This window comes from Paraburkholderia phenoliruptrix (assembly GCF_902859825.1).
Lineage (GTDB): Bacteria > Pseudomonadota > Gammaproteobacteria > Burkholderiales > Burkholderiaceae > Paraburkholderia > Paraburkholderia phenoliruptrix.
This window is the reverse complement of sequence record NZ_CADIKB010000008.1, coordinates 149,108-174,221: the sequence shown is the minus strand read 5'-3', so window position 1 is coordinate 174,221 and position 25,114 is coordinate 149,108. Positions and strand designations below refer to the sequence as shown.

At 60.9% G+C, this 25,114-nt stretch carries 36 protein-coding genes; 32 read left to right on the top strand and 4 right to left on the bottom strand.

All coding sequences use genetic code 11. The features are described from left to right. From rplB to dsbD, 27 genes are all read left to right on the top strand, one after another. On the top strand, positions 1–828 hold the full coding sequence (rplB, locus tag HV711_RS11945; protein ID WP_013589834.1) for a 50S ribosomal protein L2: 828 nt from the start codon (positions 1–3) through the stop codon (positions 826–828). A gap of 10 nt (positions 829–838) precedes the next feature. Beyond that, positions 839–1,114 carry a 30S ribosomal protein S19 gene (gene rpsS, locus HV711_RS11940; protein ID WP_004199273.1) on the top strand — a complete coding sequence of 92 codons (276 nt, stop codon included), beginning with the start codon at positions 839–841 and terminating at the stop codon, positions 1,112–1,114. Between the two features lie 10 nt (positions 1,115–1,124). Continuing rightward, positions 1,125–1,454: a 50S ribosomal protein L22 gene (rplV, locus tag HV711_RS11935; RefSeq protein ID WP_011490054.1), complete on the top strand. Its 330-nt coding sequence runs from the start codon at positions 1,125–1,127 to the stop codon at positions 1,452–1,454. An 11-nt stretch (positions 1,455–1,465) separates the two neighbouring features. Continuing rightward, on the top strand, positions 1,466–2,272 hold the full coding sequence (gene rpsC, locus HV711_RS11930) for a 30S ribosomal protein S3 (protein WP_012434570.1): 807 nt from the start codon (positions 1,466–1,468) through the stop codon (positions 2,270–2,272). A 2-nt stretch (positions 2,273–2,274) separates the two neighbouring features. Further along, positions 2,275–2,691 (top strand): 50S ribosomal protein L16, encoded by a 417-nt coding sequence (gene rplP, locus HV711_RS11925; RefSeq protein WP_013340739.1) that lies wholly within the window; start codon positions 2,275–2,277, stop codon positions 2,689–2,691. Between the two features lie 10 nt (positions 2,692–2,701). Beyond that, positions 2,702–2,896, top strand: coding sequence for a 50S ribosomal protein L29 (gene rpmC, locus HV711_RS11920; RefSeq protein WP_007180130.1), 195 nt, complete (start codon positions 2,702–2,704; stop codon positions 2,894–2,896). After that, positions 2,893–3,165, top strand: a complete 273-nt coding sequence (gene rpsQ / locus HV711_RS11915; protein WP_007180129.1) for a 30S ribosomal protein S17 — start codon at positions 2,893–2,895, stop codon at positions 3,163–3,165. Before rpmC ends, rpsQ begins: the two co-directional genes overlap by 4 nt. Positions 3,166–3,454: 289 nt before the next feature. Next, entirely contained in the window at positions 3,455–3,823 is a 369-nt protein-coding gene (gene rplN, locus HV711_RS11910; RefSeq protein ID WP_006052212.1) for a 50S ribosomal protein L14, read from the top strand. A 9-nt stretch (positions 3,824–3,832) separates the two neighbouring features. Then, on the top strand, positions 3,833–4,141 hold the full coding sequence (gene rplX, locus HV711_RS11905; RefSeq protein ID WP_013589833.1) for a 50S ribosomal protein L24: 309 nt from the start codon (positions 3,833–3,835) through the stop codon (positions 4,139–4,141). Positions 4,142–4,158: 17 nt separating this feature from the next. Further along, positions 4,159–4,698, top strand: a complete 540-nt coding sequence (gene rplE, locus HV711_RS11900; RefSeq protein ID WP_008923339.1) for a 50S ribosomal protein L5 — start codon at positions 4,159–4,161, stop codon at positions 4,696–4,698. Between the two features lie 7 nt (positions 4,699–4,705). Further along, the gene (gene rpsN, locus HV711_RS11895) at positions 4,706–5,011 is read left to right on the top strand and encodes a 30S ribosomal protein S14 (protein WP_013340737.1); all 306 of its coding nucleotides are present in this window, start codon (positions 4,706–4,708) and stop codon (positions 5,009–5,011) included. 14 nt (positions 5,012–5,025) lie between these two features. Next, positions 5,026–5,421: a 30S ribosomal protein S8 gene (gene rpsH, locus HV711_RS11890; protein ID WP_006052216.1), complete on the top strand. Its 396-nt coding sequence runs from the start codon at positions 5,026–5,028 to the stop codon at positions 5,419–5,421. A gap of 18 nt (positions 5,422–5,439) precedes the next feature. Next, the gene (gene rplF, locus HV711_RS11885) at positions 5,440–5,970 is read left to right on the top strand and encodes a 50S ribosomal protein L6 (protein ID WP_013589832.1); all 531 of its coding nucleotides are present in this window, start codon (positions 5,440–5,442) and stop codon (positions 5,968–5,970) included. A gap of 12 nt (positions 5,971–5,982) precedes the next feature. Then, entirely contained in the window at positions 5,983–6,348 is a 366-nt protein-coding gene (gene rplR, locus HV711_RS11880; protein ID WP_006052218.1) for a 50S ribosomal protein L18, read from the top strand. Between the two features lie 14 nt (positions 6,349–6,362). Next, positions 6,363–6,881 (top strand): 30S ribosomal protein S5, encoded by a 519-nt coding sequence (rpsE, locus tag HV711_RS11875; protein ID WP_013340735.1) that lies wholly within the window; start codon positions 6,363–6,365, stop codon positions 6,879–6,881. Between the two features lie 10 nt (positions 6,882–6,891). Continuing rightward, positions 6,892–7,074, top strand: coding sequence for a 50S ribosomal protein L30 (gene rpmD, locus HV711_RS11870; RefSeq protein WP_013340734.1), 183 nt, complete (start codon positions 6,892–6,894; stop codon positions 7,072–7,074). 29 nt (positions 7,075–7,103) lie between these two features. After that, the gene (gene rplO / locus HV711_RS11865; protein WP_013589831.1) at positions 7,104–7,538 is read left to right on the top strand and encodes a 50S ribosomal protein L15; all 435 of its coding nucleotides are present in this window, start codon (positions 7,104–7,106) and stop codon (positions 7,536–7,538) included. Positions 7,539–7,584: 46 nt separating this feature from the next. Beyond that, positions 7,585–8,931: a preprotein translocase subunit SecY gene (gene secY, locus HV711_RS11860; protein WP_013340732.1), complete on the top strand. Its 1,347-nt coding sequence runs from the start codon at positions 7,585–7,587 to the stop codon at positions 8,929–8,931. Between the two features lie 8 nt (positions 8,932–8,939). Next, the gene (infA, locus tag HV711_RS11855; RefSeq protein ID WP_004521905.1) at positions 8,940–9,158 is read left to right on the top strand and encodes a translation initiation factor IF-1; all 219 of its coding nucleotides are present in this window, start codon (positions 8,940–8,942) and stop codon (positions 9,156–9,158) included. 20 nt (positions 9,159–9,178) lie between these two features. Then, entirely contained in the window at positions 9,179–9,295 is a 117-nt protein-coding gene (gene rpmJ, locus HV711_RS11850; protein WP_004199844.1) for a 50S ribosomal protein L36, read from the top strand. A 41-nt stretch (positions 9,296–9,336) separates the two neighbouring features. Continuing rightward, positions 9,337–9,702, top strand: a complete 366-nt coding sequence (gene rpsM, locus HV711_RS11845) for a 30S ribosomal protein S13 (RefSeq protein WP_013589830.1) — start codon at positions 9,337–9,339, stop codon at positions 9,700–9,702. Positions 9,703–9,730: 28 nt separating this feature from the next. Then, entirely contained in the window at positions 9,731–10,135 is a 405-nt protein-coding gene (gene rpsK / locus HV711_RS11840) for a 30S ribosomal protein S11 (RefSeq protein WP_006052224.1), read from the top strand. Positions 10,136–10,291: 156 nt separating this feature from the next. Further along, positions 10,292–10,915 (top strand): 30S ribosomal protein S4, encoded by a 624-nt coding sequence (gene rpsD, locus HV711_RS11835; protein ID WP_013589829.1) that lies wholly within the window; start codon positions 10,292–10,294, stop codon positions 10,913–10,915. A gap of 123 nt (positions 10,916–11,038) precedes the next feature. After that, positions 11,039–12,016 carry a DNA-directed RNA polymerase subunit alpha gene (locus HV711_RS11830; RefSeq protein ID WP_006052226.1) on the top strand — a complete coding sequence of 326 codons (978 nt, stop codon included), beginning with the start codon at positions 11,039–11,041 and terminating at the stop codon, positions 12,014–12,016. 179 nt (positions 12,017–12,195) lie between these two features. After that, positions 12,196–12,588: a 50S ribosomal protein L17 gene (gene rplQ, locus HV711_RS11825; RefSeq protein ID WP_013589828.1), complete on the top strand. Its 393-nt coding sequence runs from the start codon at positions 12,196–12,198 to the stop codon at positions 12,586–12,588. Between the two features lie 204 nt (positions 12,589–12,792). Then, positions 12,793–13,125 carry a divalent-cation tolerance protein CutA gene (gene cutA / locus HV711_RS11820; RefSeq protein ID WP_028362767.1) on the top strand — a complete coding sequence of 111 codons (333 nt, stop codon included), beginning with the start codon at positions 12,793–12,795 and terminating at the stop codon, positions 13,123–13,125. Continuing rightward, positions 13,118–14,977 (top strand): protein-disulfide reductase DsbD, encoded by a 1,860-nt coding sequence (gene dsbD, locus HV711_RS11815; RefSeq protein ID WP_028362768.1) that lies wholly within the window; start codon positions 13,118–13,120, stop codon positions 14,975–14,977. The genes cutA and dsbD overlap by 8 nt, the downstream gene beginning before the upstream one ends. A gap of 156 nt (positions 14,978–15,133) precedes the next feature. Here dsbD and hemB read toward each other — a convergent pair whose 3' ends face one another. Then, positions 15,134–16,132, bottom strand: a complete 999-nt coding sequence (gene hemB / locus HV711_RS11810) for a porphobilinogen synthase (protein WP_028362769.1) — start codon at positions 16,130–16,132, stop codon at positions 15,134–15,136. Between the two features lie 265 nt (positions 16,133–16,397). Then, positions 16,398–17,051, bottom strand: a complete 654-nt coding sequence (gene yihA / locus HV711_RS11805) for a ribosome biogenesis GTP-binding protein YihA/YsxC (RefSeq protein ID WP_028362770.1) — start codon at positions 17,049–17,051, stop codon at positions 16,398–16,400. A 218-nt stretch (positions 17,052–17,269) separates the two neighbouring features. Here yihA and HV711_RS11800 point away from each other — a divergent pair, with 218 nt between their 5' ends. From HV711_RS11800 to msrQ, 5 genes are all read left to right on the top strand, one after another. After that, entirely contained in the window at positions 17,270–17,923 is a 654-nt protein-coding gene (locus HV711_RS11800; RefSeq protein ID WP_035479614.1) for a c-type cytochrome, read from the top strand. A gap of 116 nt (positions 17,924–18,039) precedes the next feature. Further along, a complete protein-coding gene (locus tag HV711_RS11795) occupies positions 18,040–20,238 on the top strand; it encodes a cytochrome c biogenesis protein ResB (protein ID WP_035479612.1) in 2,199 nt (732 codons plus the stop codon). A gap of 4 nt (positions 20,239–20,242) precedes the next feature. Then, positions 20,243–21,454: a c-type cytochrome biogenesis protein CcsB gene (ccsB, locus tag HV711_RS11790; RefSeq protein WP_035479610.1), complete on the top strand. Its 1,212-nt coding sequence runs from the start codon at positions 20,243–20,245 to the stop codon at positions 21,452–21,454. Between the two features lie 184 nt (positions 21,455–21,638). After that, the gene (msrP, locus tag HV711_RS11785; protein ID WP_028362774.1) at positions 21,639–22,634 is read left to right on the top strand and encodes a protein-methionine-sulfoxide reductase catalytic subunit MsrP; all 996 of its coding nucleotides are present in this window, start codon (positions 21,639–21,641) and stop codon (positions 22,632–22,634) included. Positions 22,635–22,645: 11 nt separating this feature from the next. Beyond that, a complete protein-coding gene (gene msrQ / locus HV711_RS11780) occupies positions 22,646–23,362 on the top strand; it encodes a protein-methionine-sulfoxide reductase heme-binding subunit MsrQ (RefSeq protein ID WP_028362775.1) in 717 nt (238 codons plus the stop codon). A 91-nt stretch (positions 23,363–23,453) separates the two neighbouring features. On the opposite strand, the gene lysA is transcribed toward msrQ, so the two are convergent. After that, positions 23,454–24,716 (bottom strand): diaminopimelate decarboxylase, encoded by a 1,263-nt coding sequence (gene lysA / locus HV711_RS11775; RefSeq protein WP_035479606.1) that lies wholly within the window; start codon positions 24,714–24,716, stop codon positions 23,454–23,456. Between the two features lie 9 nt (positions 24,717–24,725). Then, on the bottom strand, positions 24,726–25,082 hold the full coding sequence (locus HV711_RS11770; protein ID WP_013589817.1) for a lipoprotein: 357 nt from the start codon (positions 25,080–25,082) through the stop codon (positions 24,726–24,728). Between the last annotated feature and the right edge of the window lie 32 nt (positions 25,083–25,114).

Here is a 25,114-nt window from a genome sequence, read left to right as displayed (position 1 = left end):
ATGGCAATCGTTAAAGTTAAGCCGACTTCGCCGGGTCGCCGCGCGATGGTGAAGGTGGTCAACAAGGAACTGCACAAGGGCAAGCCGTTCGCTGCGCTGCTCGACACGCAATCCTCGACCGCCGGCCGTAACAACAACGGTCACATCACCACGCGTCATAAGGGCGGTGGTCATAAGCATCACTATCGCGTCGTCGACTTCCGTCGCACGAAAGATGGCATTCCGGCCAAGGTCGAACGTCTTGAGTACGATCCGAACCGTAGCGCGAACATCGCGCTGGTTCTGTACGCAGACGGCGAGCGCCGCTACATCATTGCTCCGAAGGGTGTCACCGTCGGCCAGCAACTGATGTCGGGTTCGGAAGCGCCGATCCGTGCAGGTAACACGCTGCCGATCCGCAACATTCCGGTCGGTACGACGATCCACTGCATCGAAATGCTGCCGGGCAAGGGCGCGCAAATGGCGCGTTCGGCTGGCACGTCGGCCATGCTGCTGGCTCGTGAAGGCATCTACGCACAGGTCCGCCTGCGCTCGGGTGAAATCCGCCGCGTCCACGTTGAGTGCCGCGCGACGATTGGTGAAGTTGGCAACGAAGAGCACAGCCTCCGTCAAATCGGTAAGGCTGGCGCGAACCGCTGGCGCGGTATCCGCCCGACGGTGCGCGGCGTTGCAATGAACCCGGTCGATCACCCGCACGGTGGTGGTGAAGGCAAGACGGCTGCAGGTCGCGATCCGGTGAGCCCGTGGGGCACGCCTGCTAAGGGTTATCGCACCCGCAGCAACAAGCGCACGACGAGCATGATCGTCCAGCGCCGTCACAAGCGTTAAGGAGTAGGCAATGGCACGTTCTGTAAAAAAAGGTCCGTTCTGCGACGCCCATTTGCTGAAGAAAGTTGAGGCGGCAGCAGCTTCGCGGGATAAGAAGCCGATCAAAACATGGTCGCGTCGCTCGACGATCCTCCCGGATTTCATCGGTCTGACGATCGCCGTTCACAACGGCCGTCAACACGTTCCGGTGTACATCTCGGAAAACATGGTCGGCCACAAGCTTGGCGAGTTCGCACTGACCCGTACGTTCAAGGGTCATGCAGCCGACAAGAAGGCTAAGAAATAAGGGGCTCAAGATGGAAGTGAAAGCAATTCATCGCGGTGCCCGCATCTCGGCGCAGAAAACGCGCCTTGTGGCTGACCAGATCCGCGGTTTGCCGGTCGACAAGGCGCTGAACGTTCTGACGTTCTCGCCGAAGAAGGCTGCGGGAATCGTGAAAAAGGTCGTGCTGTCGGCGATCGCGAATGCGGAGCACAACGAAGGCGCCGATATCGATGAGCTCAAGATTACGAGCATCTACATCGACAAGGCTGCGTCGCTCAAGCGTTTCACCGCGCGCGCTAAAGGCCGCGGTAACCGCATCGAGAAGCAATCCTGTCACATCACTGTGACGGTCGGGAATTAAGGGGTCATACGATGGGACAGAAAATTCATCCGACTGGCTTCCGTTTGGCCGTCAGCCGCAATTGGGCTTCGCGTTGGTACGCGAACAACAACAATTTCGCGGCGATGTTGCAGGAAGACATCGGTGTTCGTGAATACCTGAAGAAGAAGCTGAAGAACGCGTCCGTCGGCCGCGTGGTGATCGAGCGTCCTGCAAAGAACGCGCGTATCACGATTTTCAGCTCGCGTCCGGGTGTCGTGATCGGCAAGAAGGGTGAAGACATCGAACTGCTGAAGTCCGAGCTGCAAAAGCGCATGGGCGTTCCGGTTCACGTCAACATCGAAGAAATTCGCAAGCCGGAAACGGACGCGCAACTGATCGCCGATTCGATCACGCAACAGCTCGAGCGCCGGATCATGTTCCGCCGCGCGATGAAGCGTGCAATGCAAAACGCGATGCGTCTGGGTGCTCAAGGCATCAAGATCATGAGCGCTGGCCGTCTGAACGGTATCGAAATCGCTCGTACGGAATGGTATCGCGAAGGTCGCGTGCCGCTTCATACGCTGCGTGCGGATATCGACTACGCGACTTCGGAAGCGAAGACGACGTACGGCATCATCGGCGTGAAGGTGTGGGTCTACAAGGGCGACACGCTCGGCCGTAACGACGCACCGGTGGTGGAAGAAGTCGCCGAAGAAAAGCGTCCGCGCCGCAACGCACGTCCGGGTGGCGATCGCCGTCCGCGTCGCGATGGTGAAGGTGGTGGCCCGGCAGGTGCACGCCGTGGCGCTCCTCGTCGTGCTGGCGGTGCCGGCGGCGACGGGAAGACTGGAGAATAACGATGCTGCAACCGAAACGCAGAAAGTATCGCAAAGAGCAGAAAGGTCGTAACACCGGCGTCGCAACCCGCGGTAACGCGGTGTCGTTCGGTGAATTCGGCCTGAAGGCTATCGGTCGTGGTCGCCTGACCGCGCGCCAGATTGAAGCGGCACGTCGTGCAATGACGCGTCACATCAAGCGTGGTGGCCGCATCTGGATCCGCATCTTCCCGGACAAGCCGATCTCGCACAAGCCGGCGGAAGTGCGTATGGGTAACGGTAAGGGTAACCCTGAGTACTACGTCGCAGAGATTCAACCGGGCAAGATGCTGTACGAAATGGACGGCGTAACCGAAGAGCTGGCACGCGAAGCGTTCCGTCTGGCTGCAGCCAAGCTGCCGCTGAAGACGACCTTCATCGTGCGTCAGCTCGGCGCCTAAGGAGCAAATGATGAAGGCTTCCGAACTTCACCAGAAAGATCAGGCCGCGCTCAACAAGGAGCTGTCGGACCTGCTGAAGGCGCAATTCGGCCTGCGCATGCAACTCGCGACCCAGCAGCTCACGAACACGAGCCAGCTGAAGAAGGTTCGTCGCGACATCGCACGTGTGCGGACCGTCCTGACTGAGAAGGCGAACCAGAAATGAACGATAGCGTAAAAACCTCGCTCAAGCGGACGCTGGTCGGCAAGGTCGTCAGCAACAAGATGGACAAGACGGTCACCGTGCTGGTCGAGCACCGCGTGAAGCACCCGATCTACGGCAAGTACGTTGTGCGCTCGAAGAAGTACCACGCGCACGACGACGCGAACACGTACAACGAAGGCGACCTCGTTGAAATCCAGGAAACTCGTCCGATTTCGAAGACGAAGGCTTGGGTTGTGGCTCGCCTGGTCGAGGCTGCTCGCGTCATCTGACGCCGCAAAGCAGTAGAAGTTGTTGAAATCGCAGTAGATTTCGCTTGCAAGACCGAGATTATTTGTTATAATCTCGGTCTTCCCTCTTTATGGGAGCCCCGTCGCGGGCGAAGTTGGTGGGGGAAGCGGTTCAGGCGCCAGCCTGTCCCGAAGGATTCACCGGATTGCGATGGCGGGTTTCGTTTGCCGTCGCTGCTGTTCTAACCCAAGCAGCCGATTGGCTGACGGGACCAAGACTGACCGGGTACGCCATGGTGGTGTGACCGGATTAAGTTGGGAAAGATAAACCATGATCCAGACCGAAACTCGGCTTGAAGTGGCCGACAACACGGGTGCGCGTGAAGTCATGTGCATCAAGGTGCTCGGCGGCTCGAAGCGTCGTTATGCCAGCATTGGCGACATCATCAAGGTGACCGTCAAAGAAGCAACGCCGCGCGGGCGCGTGAAGAAAGGCGAAATTTATAACGCCGTGGTGGTTCGCACCGCCAAGGGCGTGCGCCGTCAGGACGGCTCGCTGATCAAGTTCGACGGCAACGCCGCAGTGTTGTTGAATGCCAAGCTCGAACCTATTGGCACCCGTATTTTCGGGCCTGTCACGCGCGAGTTGCGCAGCGAACGATTCATGAAGATCGTTTCGTTGGCACCTGAAGTGCTGTAAGGAGTCGCGATGAACAAGATTCGCAAAGGTGACGAAGTTATCGTCATCACCGGCAAAGATAAAGGCAAGCGCGGCGTCGTGCTGTCCGTTGGCGATGGCAAGGTCACTGTCGAGGGCATCAACCTCGTCAAGAAGCACGTCAAGCCGAACCCGATGAAGGGTACGACGGGTGGCGTGGAAGCCAAGACGATGCCGCTGCAAATTTCGAACGTCGCATTGGTCGACGCGAATGGCAAGGCGTCGCGTGTGGGCATCAAGGTTGAAGGAGACAAGAAGGTCCGTTTCCTGAAGACGACCGGTGCCGTGCTGAGCGCCTGACGCTGCGGAGTAAAAAAATGGCTCGTTTGCAAGAGTTTTACAAAGAAAAGGTTGTACCCGGCCTCATCGAGAAGTTCGGTTACAAGTCTGTGATGGAAGTGCCGCGCATCACCAAGATCACCCTGAACATGGGCCTTGGCGAAGCGGTTGCTGACAAGAAGATCATCGAAAACGCTGTGGGCGATCTGACCAAGATCGCAGGTCAGAAGCCGGTGATCACGAAGGCGCGCAAGGCAATTGCCGGCTTCAAGATCCGTCAGGGCTATCCGATCGGTGCGATGGTCACGTTGCGTGGTCAGGCTATGTACGAATTTCTCGACCGTTTCGTGACGGTGGCGCTCCCCCGTGTGCGCGACTTCCGTGGCGTGTCGGGCAAGGCGTTCGACGGTCGCGGCAACTACAACATCGGTGTGAAAGAGCAGATCATTTTCCCCGAAATCGATTACGACAAGATCGACGCACTGCGTGGGCTGAACATCAGCATCACGACGACTGCGAAGACCGACGACGAAGCAAAGGCTCTGCTCGCCAGCTTCAAGTTCCCGTTCAGAAACTGAGGTTACCGTGGCTAAACTGGCACTGATCGAACGTGAAAAGAAGCGTGCTCGCCTCGCTGCTAAGTACGCTCCCAAGCGTGCAGAGTTGAAGGCGATCATTAGCGATATGAGCAAGTCGGACGAAGAGCATTACGCAGCACGTCTGGAACTGCAACAACTGCCGCGCAACTCTAACCCGACCCGTAAGCGCAACCGTTGCGCAATTACCGGTCGTCCGCGCGGTACGTTCCGTAAATTCGGGCTGGCGCGTAACAAGATTCGCGAAATCGCGTTCCGCGGCGAGATCCCTGGCCTGACCAAGGCGAGCTGGTAATAGGAGAAACATAAATGAGCATGAGTGATCCTATCGCCGATATGCTGACTCGCATCCGCAACGCGCAGATGGTTGAGAAAGTCTCGGTGACTATGCCCTCGTCGAAAGTCAAGGTTGCGATTGCGCAGGTCCTGAAGGACGAAGGTTATATCGACGATTTCGCAGTGAAGTCCGAAGGTGCGAAGTCGGAATTGAACATCGTGTTGAAGTACTACGCTGGCCGTCCGGTCATCGAGCGCATTGAACGCGTCTCGAAGCCTGGTCTGCGTGTGTACCGCGGCCGTAACGACATCCCCGTGGTCATGAATGGCCTCGGCGTGGCAATCGTGTCGACGCCGAAGGGCGTGATGACGGACCGCAAGGCGCGCGCAACGGGCGTTGGCGGCGAAGTCATCTGCTACGTCGCTTAAGGCCGAAAGGAGAGAAACATGTCTCGAGTAGGTAAGAGCCCGATCGCGCTGCAAGGCGCAGAAGTGGCCCTGAGCGATGATCGCATCACCGTCAAGGGCCCGCTGGGTACGATTACGCAGGCGGCAAACCGCCTCGTGAAAGTGGTGAACGACAACGGCATTCTGAAGATCGAGCCGGTTGACGAAAGCCGCGAAGCGAATGCGATGTCGGGCACGATGCGTGCACTGGTTGCGAACATGGTGAACGGCGTGACGAAGGGTTTCGAGCGCAAGCTGACGCTGGTTGGCGTCGGTTATCGCGCACAGGCGCAAGGCGACAAGCTGAACCTGTCGCTGGGTTTCTCGCACCCTGTGGTGCACCAGATGCCGGAAGGCGTGAAGGCTGAAACCCCGTCGCAAACCGAAATCGTGATCAAGGGGATCGACAAGCAGAAAGTTGGCCAGGTCGCTGCAGAAGTGCGCGGCTACCGCCCGCCGGAGCCCTACAAGGGCAAGGGTGTGCGCTACGCTGACGAGGTCGTGATCCTCAAAGAAACGAAGAAGAAGTAAGGGTGCGCAATCATGGATAAGACTCAATCTCGCCTGCGCCGCGCTCGTCAGACGCGTATCAAGATCGCTGAGCTGCAGGTCGCGCGTCTCGCCGTGCATCGCACGAACACGCACATCTATGCGCAAGTGTTCTCGCCGTGCGGCACCAAGGTGCTCGCCAGCGCGTCGACGCTCGAGGCCGAAGTGCGTGCGCAACTGGCTGATCAAACGGGCAAGGGCGGCAACGTCGCTGCTGCCACGCTGATCGGCAAGCGCATCGCAGAAAAGGCTAAGGCTGCCGGCATCGAATCCGTCGCCTTCGACCGTTCGGGTTTCCGTTACCACGGCCGCGTGAAAGCGCTGGCTGATGCGGCGCGCGAAGCCGGACTCAAGTTCTAAGGGAAGAATTCGTCATGGCAAAGATGCAAGCGAAAGTTCAGGCTGACGAACGCGACGACGGCCTGCGCGAAAAGATGATTTCGGTCAACCGCGTGACCAAGGTCGTGAAGGGTGGCCGTATTCTCGGCTTCGCCGCACTGACCGTGGTTGGTGACGGTGATGGCCGCGTCGGTATGGGCAAGGGCAAGGCGAAGGAAGTGCCGGTCGCTGTCCAGAAGGCGATGGAACAAGCCCGCCGCAACATGTTCAAGGTGCCGCTGAAGAACGGTACCCTGCAACACGAAGTGCACGGCAAGCATGGCGCATCGATGGTCCTCCTCGCTCCGGCGAAGGACGGTACCGGTGTGATCGCCGGCGGCCCGATGCGCGCAGTGTTCGACGTGATGGGCGTGCAGAACGTTGTGGCCAAGAGCCACGGCTCGACGAACCCGTACAACCTCGTTCGTGCAACGCTCGACGGTCTGCGCAAGCAGTCCACGCCAAGCGATATCGCGGCGAAGCGCGGCAAGTCCGTCGAAGATATTCTGGGCTAAGGTGGACACCATGTCTGAAAAAACTGTCAAGGTCCAGCTCGTCAAGAGCCTGATCGGCACCCGTGATACGCACCGTGCAACGGTGCGTGGCCTGGGCCTGCGCCGACTCAACTCGGTCAGCGAGTTGCAGGACACGCCGGCCGTGCGCGGCATGATCAACAAGGTTTCGTACCTCGTTAAGGTCATCAGCTAAGCGGCTGACCAGGACTCAAGGAGTTGATAATGGAATTGAATAACCTGAAGCCGGCTGAAGGCGCGAAGCATGCAAAGCGTCGCGTGGGTCGCGGCATCGGCTCCGGCCTCGGCAAGACCGCTGGCCGTGGTCACAAGGGTCAGAAGTCGCGTTCGGGCGGCTTTCACAAGGTTGGCTTCGAAGGCGGTCAAATGCCGCTGCAACGTCGCCTGCCGAAGCGAGGCTTCACCTCGCTGACGAAGGAATTCGTCGGTGAAGTGCGTCTCGGCGATCTGGAAAAGCTTCCGGTCGACGAAATCGATCTGTTGGCTCTGAAGCAGGCTGGCTTGGTCGGCGAGCTGATCAAGAGCGCCAAGATCATCGCGACGGGCGAGCTGAAGCGCAAGATCGTTGTGAAGGGTCTGAGTGCGACGAAGGGTGCGCGCGCTGCGATCGAAGCAGCCGGCGGCTCTTTCGCCGAGTAACGCGCAAGTTATTTGCCGTCACTAGCTTTTGCATCGGAGAAGGTACTTGGCTAACAGCCCGAGTCTCGCAAAACCCGGTCGCAGCGCGGCGAAGTTCGGCGATCTGCGTCGGCGGGCAGTGTTCCTGCTGCTGGCGCTGATCGTCTACCGTATCGGCGCGCACATTCCGGTGCCGGGTATCGACCCGGACCAGCTGGCGAAGTTGTTCCAAAGCCAGTCGGGCGGCATCCTTGGCATGTTCAACATGTTTTCGGGTGGCGCACTTTCGCGGTTCACGATTTTCGCGCTCGGGATCATGCCGTACATCTCGGCGTCGATCATTATGCAGTTGCTGGCAATTGTCTCGCCGCAGCTGGAAGCGCTGAAGAAGGAAGGGCAGGCGGGGCAGCGGAAGATCACGCAGTACACGCGAATCTTCACGGTTCTGCTGGCGACGTTCCAGGCATTCGGCATCGCCGTGGCTCTGGAGAATCAGCCGGCTCTGGTGATCGATCCGGGAATGGTGTTTCGGTTGACGACGGTCGTGACGCTGGTGACGGGCACGATGTTCCTGATGTGGCTGGGTGAGCAGATCACGGAGCGCGGACTTGGCAACGGTATTTCGATCATCATTTTCGGCGGTATTGCGGCGGGTTTTCCGAACGCAATCGGTGGTCTTTTCGAACTGGTGCGAACCGGCTCGATGAGCATCATCTCGGCGATTATCGTCGTCGCGCTGATCGCTGCCGTGACGTATCTGGTGGTGTTCATCGAACGCGGCCAGCGCAAGATTCTCGTGAATTATGCGAAGCGGCAAGTCGGTAACAAGATTTACGGCGGTCAATCCTCGCATTTGCCGCTGAAGTTGAACATGTCGGGTGTGATTCCGCCGATCTTCGCATCGTCGATCATTCTCTTCCCGGCAACCATCCTGAACTGGTTCAGTTCGGGGTCGCGCACCAGCTGGTTCGCAGACACGCTGCACAATGTGGCCGAAGCCCTCAAGCCCGGTCAACCGGTGTACGTGTTGCTGTACGCGTTGGCGATCGTGTTCTTCTGCTTCTTCTACACCGCACTGGTGTTCAACAGCAGAGAGACGGCCGACAACCTGAAAAAGAGTGGCGCTTTCGTTCCTGGCATCCGCCCGGGCGATCAAACGGCGCGATATATCGACCGCATCCTCACGCGTCTGACGCTGGCCGGTGCGATCTACATCGTGTTTGTTTGCCTGCTGCCCGAGTTTCTGGTGCTGCGCTGGAACGTGCCGTTTTATTTTGGTGGAACGTCGCTGCTGATCATTGTCGTCGTCACAATGGATTTCATGGCGCAGGTGCAGTCGTACGTTATGTCGCAACAGTATGAATCGCTGCTGAAGAAAGCTAATTTCAAAGGCGGCGGCGTCCCGATGCGTTGAAAGGACTTATGGCCAAAGACGATGTTATCCAGATGCAGGGTGAAGTCATCGAAAACCTGCCTAACGCTACCTTCAGGGTGAAGCTGGAAAACGGCCATGTCGTATTGGGACACATATCCGGCAAGATGCGGATGCATTACATCCGGATCCTGCCGGGCGACAAGGTGACGGTTGAATTGACGCCTTACGATCTGTCGCGTGCGCGGATCGTGTTCCGGGCGAAGTGATTTGAAAAAAGGGTAATATCATGAAAGTGATGGCATCGGTTAAGCGCATTTGCCGCAATTGCAAGATCATCAAGCGCAAAGGCGTTGTGCGCGTGATTTGCAGCTCTGATCCGCGCCACAAACAGCGTCAAGGCTGAACGCCGCGCTTTTGCTTGCGCTTTTTGTTTGAGGAAAAACAATGGCTCGTATCGCAGGGGTTAACATCCCGAACCACCAGCACACTGAAATCGGCCTGACGGCTATTTACGGTGTAGGCCGCACGCGCTCGCGCGACATTTGCGTCGCTGCTGGTGTGGCATTTTCGAAGAAGGTCAAAGACCTGACTGACGCAGACCTCGAAAAGCTGCGTGAAGAAGTCGGCAAGTTCATCGTTGAAGGCGATCTGCGCCGTGAAACGACGATGAACATCAAGCGCCTGATGGATCTCGGCTGCTACCGCGGTGTGCGGCATCGTAAGGGCTTGCCCCTGCGCGGCCAACGCACGCGTACGAATGCCCGTACGCGCAAGGGTCCGCGTCGTGCAGCGCAATCGCTGAAGAAGTAAGCGGAACTGACAGTTACAGGAAAACGTAATGGCTAAGGCTTCGAACAACTCCGCGGCGCAACGCGTTCGCAAGAAGGTCAAGAAGAACGTCGCCGAGGGCGTGGTTCACGTTCACGCGTCGTTCAACAACACCATCATCACGATCACCGATCGTCAAGGCAATGCACTTGCCTGGGCAACGTCGGGTGGTCAGGGCTTCAAGGGCTCGCGTAAATCGACCCCGTTTGCAGCTCAGGTGGCAGCCGAATCGGCTGGCCGCGTGGCGATGGAATACGGCGTGAAGAACCTCGAAGTGCGGATCAAGGGCCCCGGTCCTGGCCGTGAGTCGGCGGTGCGCGCGTTGCATGGTCTTGGCATCAAGATCACCGCGATCTCCGACGTGACCCCGGTTCCGCACAACGGCTGCCGTCCGCCGAAGCGTCGTCGTATCTAAGACGCTGTTTTCGCTTGCGCCTGTTGCCGCCGGATCGAGTAGCCGGCGAAACAGGCTGCTTGCGCTATTGAATTGACTAAGCCCACCGTTCGACCCAAAGGGTTCGGACTAGCGCGAGTGCACGCATTCGCGTGACTAATCAACGAAGGAATCAACGTGGCACGTTATATCGGCCCTAAGGCCAAGCTGTCCCGCCGTGAAGGCACCGACCTCTTCCTGAAGAGCGCCCGTCGTTCGCTCGCTGACAAGTGCAAGCTTGACAGCAAGCCCGGCCAGCATGGCCGCACTTCGGGCGCACGTACGTCCGACTACGGCACGCAGCTGCGCGAAAAGCAAAAAGTGAAGCGCATCTACGGCGTGCTGGAGCGTCAATTCCGCCGTTACTTCGCTGAAGCCGACCGTCTGAAGGGCAACACGGGTGAAAACCTGCTGCAATTGCTCGAGTCGCGTCTGGACAACGTCGTGTATCGCATGGGCTTCGGCTCGACGCGCGCTGAAGCACGTCAGTTGGTGAGCCACAAGGCGATCATGGTGAACGGCGTCGTCTCGAACATCCCGTCGATGCAAGTGAAGGCAGGCGACGTTGTCGCAGTGCGCGAACAATCGAAGAAGCAAGCGCGTATTCTCGAAGCGCTGTCGCTGGCTGAGCAAGGCGGCATGCCGAGCTGGGTCTCGGTCGATTCGAAGAAGTTCGAAGGCACGTTCAAGCAGAAGCCGGAACGCAGCGAGATCGCTGGCGACATCAACGAAAGCCTGATCGTCGAATTGTATTCGCGGTAATCGGATTAGCGGCCGGGGCACCCCGTTGCGTTGCGCAAGGGGGCGTCTCGGCTGTTCATTTTCAGGTTGTTACCGGTCAGCCTTATCGGTGTAACGAGCCGAGGGTATTGAAAAGGAAAACCTATGCAAACCAGTTTGTTGAAGCCCAAGATCATCGCAGTTGAATCGCTGGGCGAAAGCCACGCGAAAGTGGTCATGGAACCGTTTGAACGCGGTTACGGCCACACCTTGGGTAACGCGCTCCGGCGCGTGCTGCTGTCGTCCATGATCGGCTATGCGCCGACCGAAGTGACGATCGCAGGCGTCGTGCATGAGTATTCGACGCTCGACGGTGTGCAAGAGGACGTGGTCAACCTGTTGTTGAACCTGAAGGGCGTAGTGTTCAAGCTGCATAACCGTGACGAAGTGACGGTTACGCTGCGCAAGGAAGGCGAAGGCGTCGTGACGGCTGGCGATATCGAGCTGGCGCACGACTGCGAAGTGATCAACCCTGACCACGTGATCGCGCATCTGTCGAAGGGCGGCAAGCTCGACGTTCAGATCAAGGTTGAGAAGGGCCGCGGCTATGTGCCGGGCAATGTACGTCGTTACGGCGAAGAATCGGCCAAGATCATTGGCCGGATCGTGCTGGACGCGTCGTTCTCGCCGGTTCGCCGCGTGAGCTACGCCGTTGAAAGCGCTCGTGTCGAACAGCGTACCGACCTCGACAAGCTCGTGATGAACATCGAAACCAACGGTGTGATTTCGCCGGAAGAAGCGATCCGTCAATCGGCTCGCATTCTGGTGGATCAACTGTCGGTGTTCGCTGCACTGGAAGGCACCGAAGCAACGGCTGAAGCGCCGTCGCGCGCGCCGCAGATCGATCCGATCCTGCTGCGCCCGGTCGATGACCTCGAGCTGACGGTTCGTTCCGCGAACTGTCTGAAGGCCGAGAACATCTACTACATCGGCGATCTGATCCAGCGCACGGAAAACGAGCTGCTCAAGACGCCGAACCTGGGCCGCAAGTCGCTGAACGAAATCAAGGAAGTACTGGCGTCGCGTGGTTTGACGCTCGGCATGAAGCTGGAAAACTGGCCGCCCGCAGGGCTGGACAAGTAAGCCGGCTGCCGTCCGCGGCGGAACGCGCCGCTGCACTGGCAAAGACGCGGATTTTCCTTTAAAATCCGCGTCTTGTCTTTTTTTACTACCGGCCCGTGTGCTCTCTGCTCTGCAGTCATTTCAGAGCGAAGCAGCGCGATAGAAGAGCTGGACCAAAACTTTGAATCGAAGGAATCAACATGCGTCACCGTCATGGCCTGCGGAAACTGAACCGCACGAGCAGCCACCGTCTGGCAATGCTCCGTAATATGTCCAACTCGCTGATCGAGCACGAAGTCATCAAGACCACGCTGCCGAAGGCGAAAGAACTCCGTAAAGTTGTCGAGCCGCTGATCACGCTCGGCAAGAAGCCGTCGCTGGCCAATCGTCGTCTGGCATTCAACCGCCTGCGCGATCGTGACTCGGTCACGAAGCTGTTCGACGTCCTCGGCCCGCGTTACGCTAACCGTCCGGGCGGCTACCTGCGCGTGCTGAAGTTCGGCTTCCGCGTCGGCGACAACGCACCCATGGCGCTCGTCGAACTGCTCGACCGCCCGGAAGTTGAAGAAGTCGAAGTGCAAGAAGCTGAATAAGCGTTCAGGCGCTGTTCGGTCAGGAAAAAGCCAGGCTCGCAGCCTGGCTTTTTTGTTTGCGGCGGCGCAAACGCTGGGTCCCGCGCACGAAAGGGCCCGGCGGCCAAATGCCGCATACCGGGAGCCGAGCTGCGAGCGACACCGCAATGCCAGGTGATACGATAGGGGCACCCAGCTTGTGTGTTGCCGGAGCTATCTGTGAGTTTGAGCGTGAACGTGACTTTACTTCTGACGACGGTACCCGACGCGGCCGTGGCCCAGAAGCTTGCCGCCGACGCGCTGGCTGCGCGACTGTGCGCGTGCGTCACGCAGCTCGGTGCCGTGCAGTCCAGTTATCACTGGCATGGCCAAGTGGAGACGGCGCAAGAAATCCAGTTGCTGTTCAAGACGAGCGCGGCGCGCGCGGTCGAACTCGAGCAGTACCTACAGGCGCACCACCCGTACGACACGCCGGAAATCCTGTCCTGGCAAGCCACCGCGTCGGCCGCCTATGGCCAATGGATCATCGCTGAAACTCAACGCCCCCTCCATGTTTAACCGCCTCAGTCGTCACGCGCGCAATGCGTGGCGTGCCGCTTTCCTCGTCTTCGCCAGCCTGCTTCTTGCGCAGTTCGGCACGCTCGCCCATGCGGCGGACGACTTCCTCGATCCCGCCGTCGCTTTCAAGTTCAGCGCGGCAGAAAGGCCGGGCGAAGTCGACGTCACCTACAAGATCGCGGACGGCTACTACATGTACCGCGAGCGTTTCGCGTTTGCGACCCGTAATGGAAGCGCGACACTCGGCGAGCCGCAACTGCCGGCGGGTCACATCAAGTTCGACCAGACGTTTAACAAGAACGTCGAGACGTATCGTAACGAGCTGACGATCCGGATCCCGGTGAAAGAGGCTGCGGGAGGATTCGATCTCGCCGTGACATCTCAAGGCTGCGCGGATGCCGGCATCTGCTATCCGCCGATGGAGCGCGTCTACCACGTCAGCGGCGCCGCGCTGCTGCCGGCGGGCAGCACGGCCGCGCCGCGCTCCACCGCAAGCGACGCGCCGTGGTACGAGCGCGCAACCAGCGCCGACTACGCGCAATCGCTGCTGCAAGACGGTGGCTTCGTCGCGATCATCGGGCTTTACTTCGTCGCGGGCATCGTGCTGAGTCTGCTGCCGTGTTCTTATCCGATGATTCCGATTCTTTCGGCCATCATCATCGGCGAAGGCGCTCGTGTGACGCGCGGCCGCGGTTTCTCGCTCTCGCTCGCCTACGTTCTCGGGATGGCGCTCGTCTACACCGCGCTCGGCATTGCCGCCGCGCTGGTCGGCCAGAGCCTCGGCGCCTGGCTGCAAAACCCCTGGGTGCTGGGCGCGTTCGGCGTGCTGCTGACCATTTTTGCGCTCACGCTGATCGCCGGATTCGACATTGCTTTGCCGCAGCGCTGGCAGCAGGGCGTCTCGCATGCATCGGCCGGGCGCTCGGGCGGCCGGTACGCCGCCGTCGCCGCCATGGGAGCGCTGTCCGCGCTGGTGGTCGGTGCCTGCATGACGGCGCCGCTTTTTGCTGTGCTCGCGTTCATCGCGCATACGGGGAACGCCGTGCTGGGCGGCGCGGCGTTGTTCTCGATGGGCCTTGGGCTCGGCGTCCCACTTTTGATCGTCGGTCTCGGCGCCGGCACGTTGCTGCCGCGCGCAGGCGCATGGATGGACAGCGTCAAAGTGCTGTTCGGCGTCGTGCTGCTCGCCGCGGCGCTCTGGATCGTCTGGCCGGTGCTCGGAGCCACGGCCACCATGCTGCTGAGCGCGCTCTGGCTGCTGATCGCTGCTGCATCACTCGGCCTTTTTGCGGCGCCGGCGGCACCGACGCCGATATGGCGCCGGCTCGGGCGCGGCATCGGCGCTGCATGTGCCGTCTGGGCGGCGGTGATCCTGGTCGGACTTGCGGCGGGTTCGTCCGACCCTTTGCGCCCGCTTGCCGTGCTGGCCGCACGTGGCGCGGCGCCCGCGGGAGAAGCCGGGCCTGACAGGCCGGAAATCGCGTCGCAGGCCGATCTGGCGTTCCAGCCGGTGCGCTCGTCGGCTGAACTCGACCAGGCCGTCAAAGTGGCCCCACAGCCCGCCATGCTCGATTTTTATGCGGACTGGTGCGTGAGCTGCAAGGAAATGGAGAAATTCACGTTCAGCGACCCGCGCGTGCAGGCGAAGTTAAAGCAAATGAACCTGCTGCGCGCCGACGTCACCGCCAACAATGCCGACGATCAGGCGCTGCTCAAGCGTTTCGGCCTGTTCGGCCCGCCGGGGATCATCTTTTTCGACCGCGGCGGCAAGGAGGTGCTCAGAGTGGTCGGTTATGAATCGGCAGACAAATTCCTGCGATCGCTCGACCGGGCGAGTCTGCCGCAAACCTGACGGCATGCAAAAAAACGGAGGCGTGACCTCAAGAGGTCCGCCTCCGTTTTTCTATTCAACGAGCGAGTGAACTGCGATCAACTGCGCACAACGCCGCGCGAACACTCACTCACTGAAGAACGCACGCCCGCCAAGCCGCAGCAACCTCAACTCCCATCACTTCTGCGAGCGGAGAATCCGCGCCGCATCCAGCGCGAAATACGTCAGCACGCCGTCGGCGCCTGCGCGCTTGAACGCGAGCAGCGATTCCATCATCGCCTTGTCGTGGTCCAGCCAGCCGTTCTGCGCCGCCGCCTTGAGCATCGCGTACTCGCCGCTGACCTGATAAACGTAGGTCGGAAACTGGAATTCGTCCTTCACGCGACGCACGATGTCCAGATACGGCATGCCCGGCTTGACCATCACCATGTCTGCGCCTTCGTTGATGTCGGCTTGGACTTCGCGCAGCGCTTCGTTCGAATTCGCCGGGTCCATCTGGTACGTCATCTTGTTGCTTTTGCCGAGGTTCGTGGCCGAGCCGACGGCGTCGCGGAACGGCCCGTAGAACGCCGACGCGAACTTGGCCGCATAAGCCATGATGCGCGTGTGCACGTGGTCCTCGCTTTCCAGCATTTCGCGGATCGCACCGATGCGGCCGTCCATCATGTCCGAAGGCGCAACAATGTCGACGCCGGCCTCAGCCTGCGCGCGCGCCTGCTCGATCAGGATCTCGACGGTTTCGTCGTTGATGACATAGCCCGTTTCGTCGAGCACGCCGTCCTGGCCGTGGCTCGTGTACGGATCGAGCGCCACGTCGGTCAGCACGCCGAGTTCCGGGAAGTGCTTCTTCAGTGCACGCACCGCGCGCGGAATCAGACCGGCCGGGTTGGTCGCTTCACGGCCGTCGGGCGTTTTCAGCGAGGGCTCGATCGCCGGAAATAGCGACAGCACAGGCACGCCGAGTTCGACGCACTGCTCGGCGACTTTCATCAGCAGGTCGACGGAAACGCGTTCGACGCCGGGCATCGACGCCACGGCTTGCCGGACGTTGTTGCCTTCGACGACGAAGACGGGGTAGATCAGGTCGTTAGTGGTGAGAATGTTCTCGCGCATCAGACGGCGCGAAAAGTCGTCGCGGCGCATACGGCGCGGGCGAAAATGCGGGTAGAAGCTCATGTGGGATCGAAAACCGTGGATATCTTGAGTGGGGCGATGACACGGGGGGCGCCAGCCGGGGCGGCGCCCACTCGCGGAAACTTTTCAAGACAATGGTATATCATACCGATCGAGCAAGGCGCTTGGCGCTGACCTCCCCGCTTCTCCTCCCTGAGCGGGTGCCTGTCGTTTTTCGATTAGGCTGTTTGACCCGCCGTTCAAGCGGCGGGTTTTTTTATGCGCCGCCGAAATCGCGCCTTCAGGCCGTCAAAAGAGCGCGCGCGCCTTACTGCGCAGCGTCCGTTTCGCCCTTTGCGTCAGGGATTAGCCAGCTCTCGATCAGTTCGTGCGCTTCCTCGATGCCGACCCGCTTGAGCGCCGAAAAAAGCTGCGTCGTCAGTTCGCCCTGGTAGCCTGCGGCCCGATATTCCGCCAGCCCCTTCTGCGTGGTGCGCAACGCGTTCACGCTTTCCTGGCGCGTCAATTTGTCGCATTTCGTCAAGAGCGCGTGAATCGGCTTGCCCGTCGGCGCAAACCATTCGATCATCCGCCGGTCAAGGTCGGTCAACGGGCGGCGCGCGTCCATCATCAGGATCATGCCGCGCAGTTGTGAGCGCGATTGCAGATAGGTGGAAAGCAGCGCCTCCCAGTGGGCCTTGGCGGCGCCGGGCACTTCGGCATAGCCGTAGCCCGGCAGATCGACGAGATGCGCAGCGGGTTCGTCCGCCTTCCCCACGGAAAAGTAGTTGATGTGCTGCGTACGCCCCGGCGTCTTACTCGCAAAGGCAAGCCGCTTCTGATTGCACAGAATGTTGATGGCCGTCGATTTGCCCGCATTGGAGCGCCCGGCAAAAGCAATCTCGGGCTGAGCGGTGGCCGGCAGATCGCGCAGGTGATTGACGGTCGTAAAAAAGCGGGATTGGTGGAGCAGGAAGGACATGAGCAGGCCGGATTTCGAGACGCCGGGGAACCCGGATTGGGGACGGGTCAAGCCCGACTGGCGTCTTAGCGATTAGCGAGTTATTGTACAATACGATGGTTTACTGAAAACCTGAGGGGGCCAGCCCGCGTGCCTCGGCGGCTCCTGGGCGGTCACTTGGGTCGCCGTCGTATTGTGCAAAACCTCTAAAATCCCACAAGACGAGACAGGGTGTGCGAATGAATCGACTGTGCAAGGCTCTGATGGTGTTTCAGGTAGCGGCAGGTCTTTCAGGTTTGGGAATTCAGGCACGAGCAGCAGATCCGGCAAAGCCGGACATCAATCGGGGGCAGGCAATCGCGGTGCAGGTCTGCGCGTCGTGCCACGGCGCAGACGGCAACAGTGCCGGCGGTGCGTATCCGAAGCTGGCGGGTCAGCATCCCGACTATCTCGTCAAACAACTCAAGGATTTCAAGGCACAGCCCGGCGGCAAGCAACCCGCTCGCAACAATGCGATCATGACGGGCATGGCGTCGGCGTTATCCGATCAGGACATGGTCAACGTCGCTGCCTATTTCGCGGCGCAGGCTCAGAAACCCGGCTACGCGCACAACAAAGATACGGTGCCGCTCGGGCAGAAAATTTATCGGGGCGGGATTTCGGACAAGGGCGTGCCGGCCTGTGCAAGTTGTCACGGGCCTACGGGGCAAGGCATTCCGTCGCAGTATCCGCGTCTGTCCGGGCAATGGGCCGAGTACACGGTGGCGCAGCTGAGCGCGTTCACGCAGGGGCCCGGCGCACGCAATAACAATGAGGCGATGCATGCGGTCGCATCGCGTCTGTCGGACAGCGAGATCAAGGCTGTAGCCGATTACATCGCGGGCCTGCACTAAGAGGTTCGCGCGCAAGTGCAACCGGCCCGCCGAGGCCGGTGAAAAACAAGAAAAGGGTGGGGGCGTCGTCGCTACGGTCGCCCTTCACCCTTTTTTGCTGTTCAGTCGGAGTATGAATGAGCGTCACCACGTCGGGTTTGCAGTCGAAGTCGGGCCATCGCGTCTTGCGCAGCGTCGTCGAAGTATTGAGTTCGATGCGTTTTGCCATTGCGCTGCTGGTGATTCTGTCGATCGCCAGCATCATCGGCACCGTCCTCACGCAGGACGATCCCTATCCCAATTACGTCAATCAGTTCGGCCCGTTCTGGGCTGACATCTTCCGCGCGCTGAGCCTCTACACGGTGTACAGCTCGTGGTGGTTCATGCTGATTCTCGGCTTCCTGATGGTGTCGGTGTCGCTGTGCGTGATCCGCAACGCGCCGAAAATGATCGCCGACGCGAAGAGCTGGAAAGACAAGGTCCGCGAAGCGAGTCTGCGCGCGTTTCATCACAAGAGCGAATTCGCGGTGCACGGCACGCGCGCGCAGACGGCAGCGGCGCTCGGCAAACTTTCGGCGAAGCTCGGCTATAAGTTCGTCGCGCGCGAGTCCGACGGCGCCACGCTCATCGCGGCGAAGCGCGGCGCGCTCACCAAATTCGGCTACATCTCCGCGCATCTCGCGATTGTGGTGATTTGCCTCGGCGGCCTGCTCGACAGCAACCTGCCTATCAAGCTGCAAATGTGGCTGTTCGATAAATCGCCGATCCGCGCCAACACGGTGATCAACGACATCCCGCCGGAGCACCGCCTGTCGCAGTCCAATCCGACGTTCCGCGGCTACGCGTGGGTGCCGGAAGGGCAGCACGTGTCCACCGCGATCCTGAATCAGCCTGACGGCTCGCTCATTCAGGATCTGCCGTTTTCGATCGAGCTGCAGAAGTTCATCGTCGACTATTACTCGACCGGCATGCCGAAGCTGTTCGCAAGCGACATCGTCGTGGTCGATCACAAGACTGGCGCGCGCGTGCCGGCGCGCATCGAGGTGAACAAGCCGTTTGAGTACGACGGCGTGTCGATCTATCAGTCGAGCTTCCAGGACGGCGGCTCGCAAATGCAGATGACGGCCTACCCGATGACCGGCGCGAGCGCGAAAACCGCGCCGTTCGGCGGCACCATCGGCGGCAATGCGCCGTTGAGTTCGGCCACGCCGCTCGCCGACGGCCAGACGGTCGAGTTCACCGATTTCCGCGCGATCAACGTCGAAAACATCTCGAACGCCAACGGCCAAACGGACACCCGCGGCGTCGCGGCGCACCGCTCGCTGAAGGAAGCATTCGACGAGCGGCTCGGTTCCGGCGCGAAGACGTCCAAGCCGCTCGAGCTGCACAACGTCGGCCCTTCGGTGCAGTACAAGGTGCGCGACAAAGACGGCCAGGCGCGCGAGTACAACAACTACATGCTGCCGGTGGCGGTGAGCGGCGAGAAGTTCTTCCTCGCCGGCATGCGCCTGAATCCCGACGATCCGTTCCGCTACCTGCGCATTCCCGCGGACAGCGGCGGCACCGTCAACGAATGGATGAACCTGCGCGCCGTGCTGGAAAACCCGGCGGTGCGCGCACAAGCCGCGCACCGCTTTGCGCTGCGCTCGGTGCCGGAAGCGAACACCGAATTGCAGCAGCATCTCGAAGAAAGCGCGTTGCGCGTGCTGACCCTGTTTGCCGGCGCCGACAACAGCCTCAAGCTGCCGAACGGTCAGCCAATGGGCGGCTTCCAGGCTATTGCCGGTTTTATCGACCATTCAGTGCCGAAGGCCGAGCAGGAAAAGGCCGCTGGTTTGCTGCTGCGTATGCTGGAAGGCTCGATGTGGGACCTCTGGCAACTCTCGCGCCAGCAGCAGGGCGAGCCTGACGCGCAGGCGAATGCGGAGACGAGCCGCTTCGTCCAAAGCTCGATCAATGCCATATCGGACAGCTTTCTGTATGGATCGCCGGTCTACTTGCAGCTGGACTCCTTCAAGCAGGTGCAAGCCTCGGTATTTCAGCTGACGCGCGCGCCCGGCAAAAAAGTCGTGTATCTTGGCAGCCTGCTCCTCGTATTGGGCATCTTTTCGATGTTCTATGTCCGCGAACGGCGCCTCTGGTTCTGGCTCAAAGACTCTGAGCAGGGCACGCATGTCGTGATGGCCATGTCGAGCGCCCGCAAAACGCTCGACTTCGAAAAAGACTTTGCTCAGACGCGCGAGGCCGTCGGCGCCGCGCTAGGCGCGAAGCCCGTCGATGCAGCGTCCGGCAGCGCCGGCACTCAGTCGGCAAGCTCACAAGATTCGACCCGGTAATACCATGGACTTGACTCAGGTTTCCTCATCCTCTCCTGCCGCCGCCCGGCCTGCCAAGACGCCCGCGGACGAAGCGCTCAACGCGGTTCGGTACGACGAGCGGCCGTTCCTGAAACGGCTCGGCGTGGCCGACTGGCTGTTCGCCCTCGCGATGGTGGCGGGCGCCGGCTTCGCGCTGTCGCGCTATCACCCGTTCATGAATTACTACGACAAGCTGGTGCTGGTGTGCTCGGTGCCGGCGTTTGTCGTGCTCGGCTGGCGCTGGAAGCCCGCGCGCCCGCTCATGGCTGGAATCGCCGCGTTGTCGCTGCTGGCCATCCAGATCTATCACGGCGATCTCGCCCGCGCGGACAACGCGTTCTTCCTGAAGTACTTCCTGTCGAGCCAATCCGCCATTCTGTGGATGAGCGCGCTGTTCGTGTTCGCGACCGTTTTCTACTGGATCGGGCTGCTGTCGCGCTCGCCCACCGGCGCCGCGATCGGCTCGAGAATGACGTGGGCGGCGGTGGTGATGGGCTTCGTCGGCCTGATGGTGCGCTGGTACGAGTCGTATCTGATCGGCGCGGACGTCGGCCACATCCCCATCTCGAACCTGTACGAAGTGTTCGTGCTGTTCAGCCTGATCACCGCGCTCTTCTATTTGTATTACGAACAGCACTACAACACGCGCGCGCTCGGCGCATTCGTGCTGCTCGTCATCAGCGCGGCCGTCGGCTTCCTGATGTGGTATTCGGTTGCGCGCGACGCGCAGCAGATCCAGCCGCTCGTTCCCGCGCTGCAAAGCTGGTGGATGAAGATTCACGTGCCGGCGAACTTCATCGGCTACGGCAGCTTCGCGTTGTCGGCCATGGTCGCGGTCGCTTATCTCGCGAAAGAGCGCGGCGTGCTGGCCGATCGCCTGCCGGCGCTCGAAGTGCTCGACGGCGTGATGTACAAGTCCATCGCCGTGGGTTTCGCGTTCTTCACGATTGCGACGATTCTCGGCGCGCTGTGGGCCGCGGAGGCTTGGGGCGGGTACTGGAGCTGGGACCCGAAGGAAACGTGGGCGCTGATCGTCTGGCTGAACTACGCGGCCTGGCTGCATATGCGTCTGATGAAGGGGCTGCGCGGCGCGGTCGCGGCCTGGTGGGCGCTGACCGGCCTGCTCGTTACCACCTTCGCTTTCCTCGGCGTGAACATGTTCCTGTCCGGCCTGCATAGTTACGGCAAGCTGTAATATTCGCCGTTCTCGACCGACAAACAACCGCCGCGTGTTTCACACCGGCGGTTTTTTTACGGCTGGCGGAATATTGGCGCATTGAATGTGTTTGTGGTTGAGAGAGCGCGTGAAATGGCCCGACGAGCGATCATCACCATGGCCCCGCTGGATGTCTGACCCGGGGGCCGCAAGGAGCAGCACGATGTGGATCAAGCGAAGCGACAGGATTCAACTCACCGGCGACGATATCGCTCGCAGCGAAATCACGCCGCAGCACATTTTCCAGAACCGGCGGCGCGTGCTGCAGGCGGCCGGCGCATTGGCGCTCGGCAGTCTGATCGGCGTGAACGGCGAAGCGCTGGCGGCTTACACGTCGCCCGACCCCAAGGCGCAGAAGCTCGCGGCGAAGACCAACACGAAGTTCGTCGCACTCGACAAGATCACGCCGTTCAAGGACATCACCAGCTACAACAACTATTACGAATTCGGCACCGATAAGGCGGATCCTGCCGAGCACGCCGGGACGCTGCGTCCACGGCCGTGGAAGGTGAGTGTCGAGGGTGAGATCAAGAATCCGAAGGTGTATGACATCGACGAATTGCTCAGGCTCGCGCCGCTCGAGGAGCGCGTGTACCGGCTGCGGTGCGTCGAAGGTTGGTCGATGGTGGTTCCGTGGATCGGCGTGCCGCTCGCGGAGCTGATCAAGCGCGTACAGCCAACCGGCAACGCGAAATATGTGCAGTTCATCACGCTGGCGGATCCGTCGCAGATGCCTGGGCTGTCCACGCCGATTCTCGACTGGCCGTATTCGGAAGGCTTGCGCATGGACGAGGCGATGAACCCGCTCACGCTGCTCACGATGGGCGTGTACGGTCAGGTGCTGCCCAATCAGAACGGTGCGCCGGTGCGAGTCGTAGTGCCGTGGAAATACGGCTTCAAGAGCGCGAAGTCGCTCGTCAAAATCCGCTTTGTCGAGAAGCAGCCGCCGACGAGCTGGAACACCTATGCGTCCAATGAATACGGCTTCTATTCGAACGTGAATCCGAACGTCGACCACCCGCGCTGGAGTCAGGCGACGGAGCGGCGCATCGGCGAAGACGGCTTTTTCACGCCGAAGCGCAAGACCTTGATGTTCAACGGTTACGGTGATCAGGTGGCGTCGCTGTACCAGGGCATGGACCTGAAGAAGAACTTTTAAGCGACATGACGATGGCTTCCGATACTCAATCTGTCGCGCGCACCGAGCACAATGCGCCGCGGGCGCAGGCGCGCGCGGCCACGTCCGCGCCGGCGTCCGCAGCACCGAGACGGCCCGCGGCTGGCTCGCGTTGGGTCGTGCCGGCCAAAGTCGCCGTCTTCGTGGCGGCGTGGTATCCGCTCGCGCGCATCGTGTTGTTCGGCGCGACCGATCGGCTGGGCGCCAACCCAATCGAATTCATCACGCGTTCCACGGGGCTGTGGACGCTGGTTTTTCTATGCATCACGCTGGCCGTGACGCCGTTGCGCCGGCTCACCGGCGTGGCCGCCTTTCTGCGGTTTCGCCGCATGCTCGGGCTGTACGCGTTTTTCTACGCGACGCTGCACTTCATGACTTATTTCTGGTTCGACAAGTGGTTCGACGTCGCGGAAATCGTCAAGGACATCGGCAAGCGGCCTTTCATCACCGTGGGCTTTGCCGCTTTCGTGCTGCTGATTGCACTGGCCGTCACGTCGCCGCGCGCGATGGTGCGCAAGCTCGGGCGCCGCTGGCAGGCGTTGCACCGCGCCGTTTATGCGATCGGCGCGCTCGCGATTCTGCACTTCTGGTGGATGAAGGCCGGCAAGCACGACCTGATTCTGCCGAAGATCTACGGCGCGATCATGCTGGCGCTGCTGGGCTGGCGTCTGGTTGTGTGGTTGCGGGACCGCGGAACAAAACGACGATAAAGCAACGGTCGCGCTGAACTGGCGCTGCAAAAAAAGGCGATGCCACCACCGTGACATCGCCTTTTTTCATGCGGCCGCTGGTTGATTATGGTTACGCCGGCAGGATGCTTTCGCCCGCAAACAGCTGCTGGACTTCCTCGCGCGCACGGACCACATGCGCTTGTGTACCATCAACCATGACCTCCGCTGCGCGCGGGCGCGTGTTGTAGTTCGAGCTCATCACAAAGCCGTACGCGCCGGCCGAGCGGATGGCGAGCAGGTCGCCCGGCTCGACGGAGAGCAGGCGCTCGCGCCCGAGCCAGTCACCGCTTTCGCAGACCGGCCCGACGACGTCGTACACATGCGCCGGCACTTCGCGCTGAACGACGGCGTCGATGAGGTGATACGCCTCGTACATCGCCGGGCGGGCGAGATCGTTCATGGCTGCATCGACGATGGCGAAGTTCTTTTCAGCGCCCGGCTTCAAAAATTCGACGCGCGTGAGCAGCACGCCCGCATTGCCGACGAGCGAACGGCCGGGCTCGAAGTACACCTCGCGGTGGCCGTGGCCGCGCGCCTCGATGCGGTCGAGCACCGTGCTCACGAAGTCGCCGATGTCCGGCGGCGTTTCGTCGTCGTAGGTAATGCCGAGGCCGCCGCCCACGTCGATATGACGGATCGTGAGGCCGTCCTGCTCGATCTGCTCGACGAGCTCCAGGAGCTTGTCGACGGCGTCGAGGTAAGGCGCCACCTCGGTGATCTGCGAACCGATATGGCAGTCGATGCCGACCACTTCGAGGTTCGCCATGGCTGCGGCCGCCTGATAGGTGGCGCGCGCATCTTCGAATGCGACACCAAACTTGTTCGACTTGAGCCCGGTGGAAATATAGGGATGCGTTTTCGCGTCGACGTCGGGGTTCACGCGCAGCGAAACCGGCGCCTTCCTGTCCATTTGCGCCGCCACTGCGTTCAGGCGATCCAGTTCCGGAATCGACTCGACGTTGAAGCATTTGACGCCGGCCGCAAGCGCTTCGCGCATTTCGTCCGCGTGCTTGCCGACGCCCGAAAACACGGTGTTTTCCGCCTTGCCGCCCGCTGCCAGCACGCGCGCCAGTTCGCCGCCCGACACGATGTCGAAGCCCGCGTCGAGTCGCGCGAACACGTTCAGCACCGCGAGATTGCTGTTGGCCTTGACGGCGACGTGCACGCTCGCGCGGCGGCCGGCGCATGCGCCCGCGTAGGCGTTCCACGCGTCGGTGAGCGCGGCGCGCGAGTACACATAGAGCGGCGTGCCGAACTGTTCGGCGAGCGAAACGGCGGACACGCCTTCGGCGTGCAGCACGCCGTCGACATAGTCAAATGCAGGTCGAGTCATGCGGAGTTCTTATTGAGCGGGAGTGGCGGCGGGGGCTGGCTTCGAGGCAGTTCCGGCGGAAGCGGCAGAAGCCGCCGACGCCGACAGTTCGTCTGCCGGCGCGAGAGAAAGCGGCGTGCCGGACGTATCGGGAATGGAGTCCGCGTCGGATGCGGTTTCGGCGCCAGGCTTCACTTCGTCCGGCGACGGCGGCTGCGTGCGGTCGATCGGCTTGGCCGGCAAGGGCGGCACGGTGGGCAAATAGAGCGAACCGCGTTGCCCGCAGCCGGCGAGCGAACCGCCGAGCGCGCAACCTGCGAGAATGGCTAAACCCGCTACAATCGCGCGGCCGGGCGCCGCCGCGCGCATCCGAGATACGACTCGCATGACTGTCCCTGAATGAATAATCGATGGAGTTT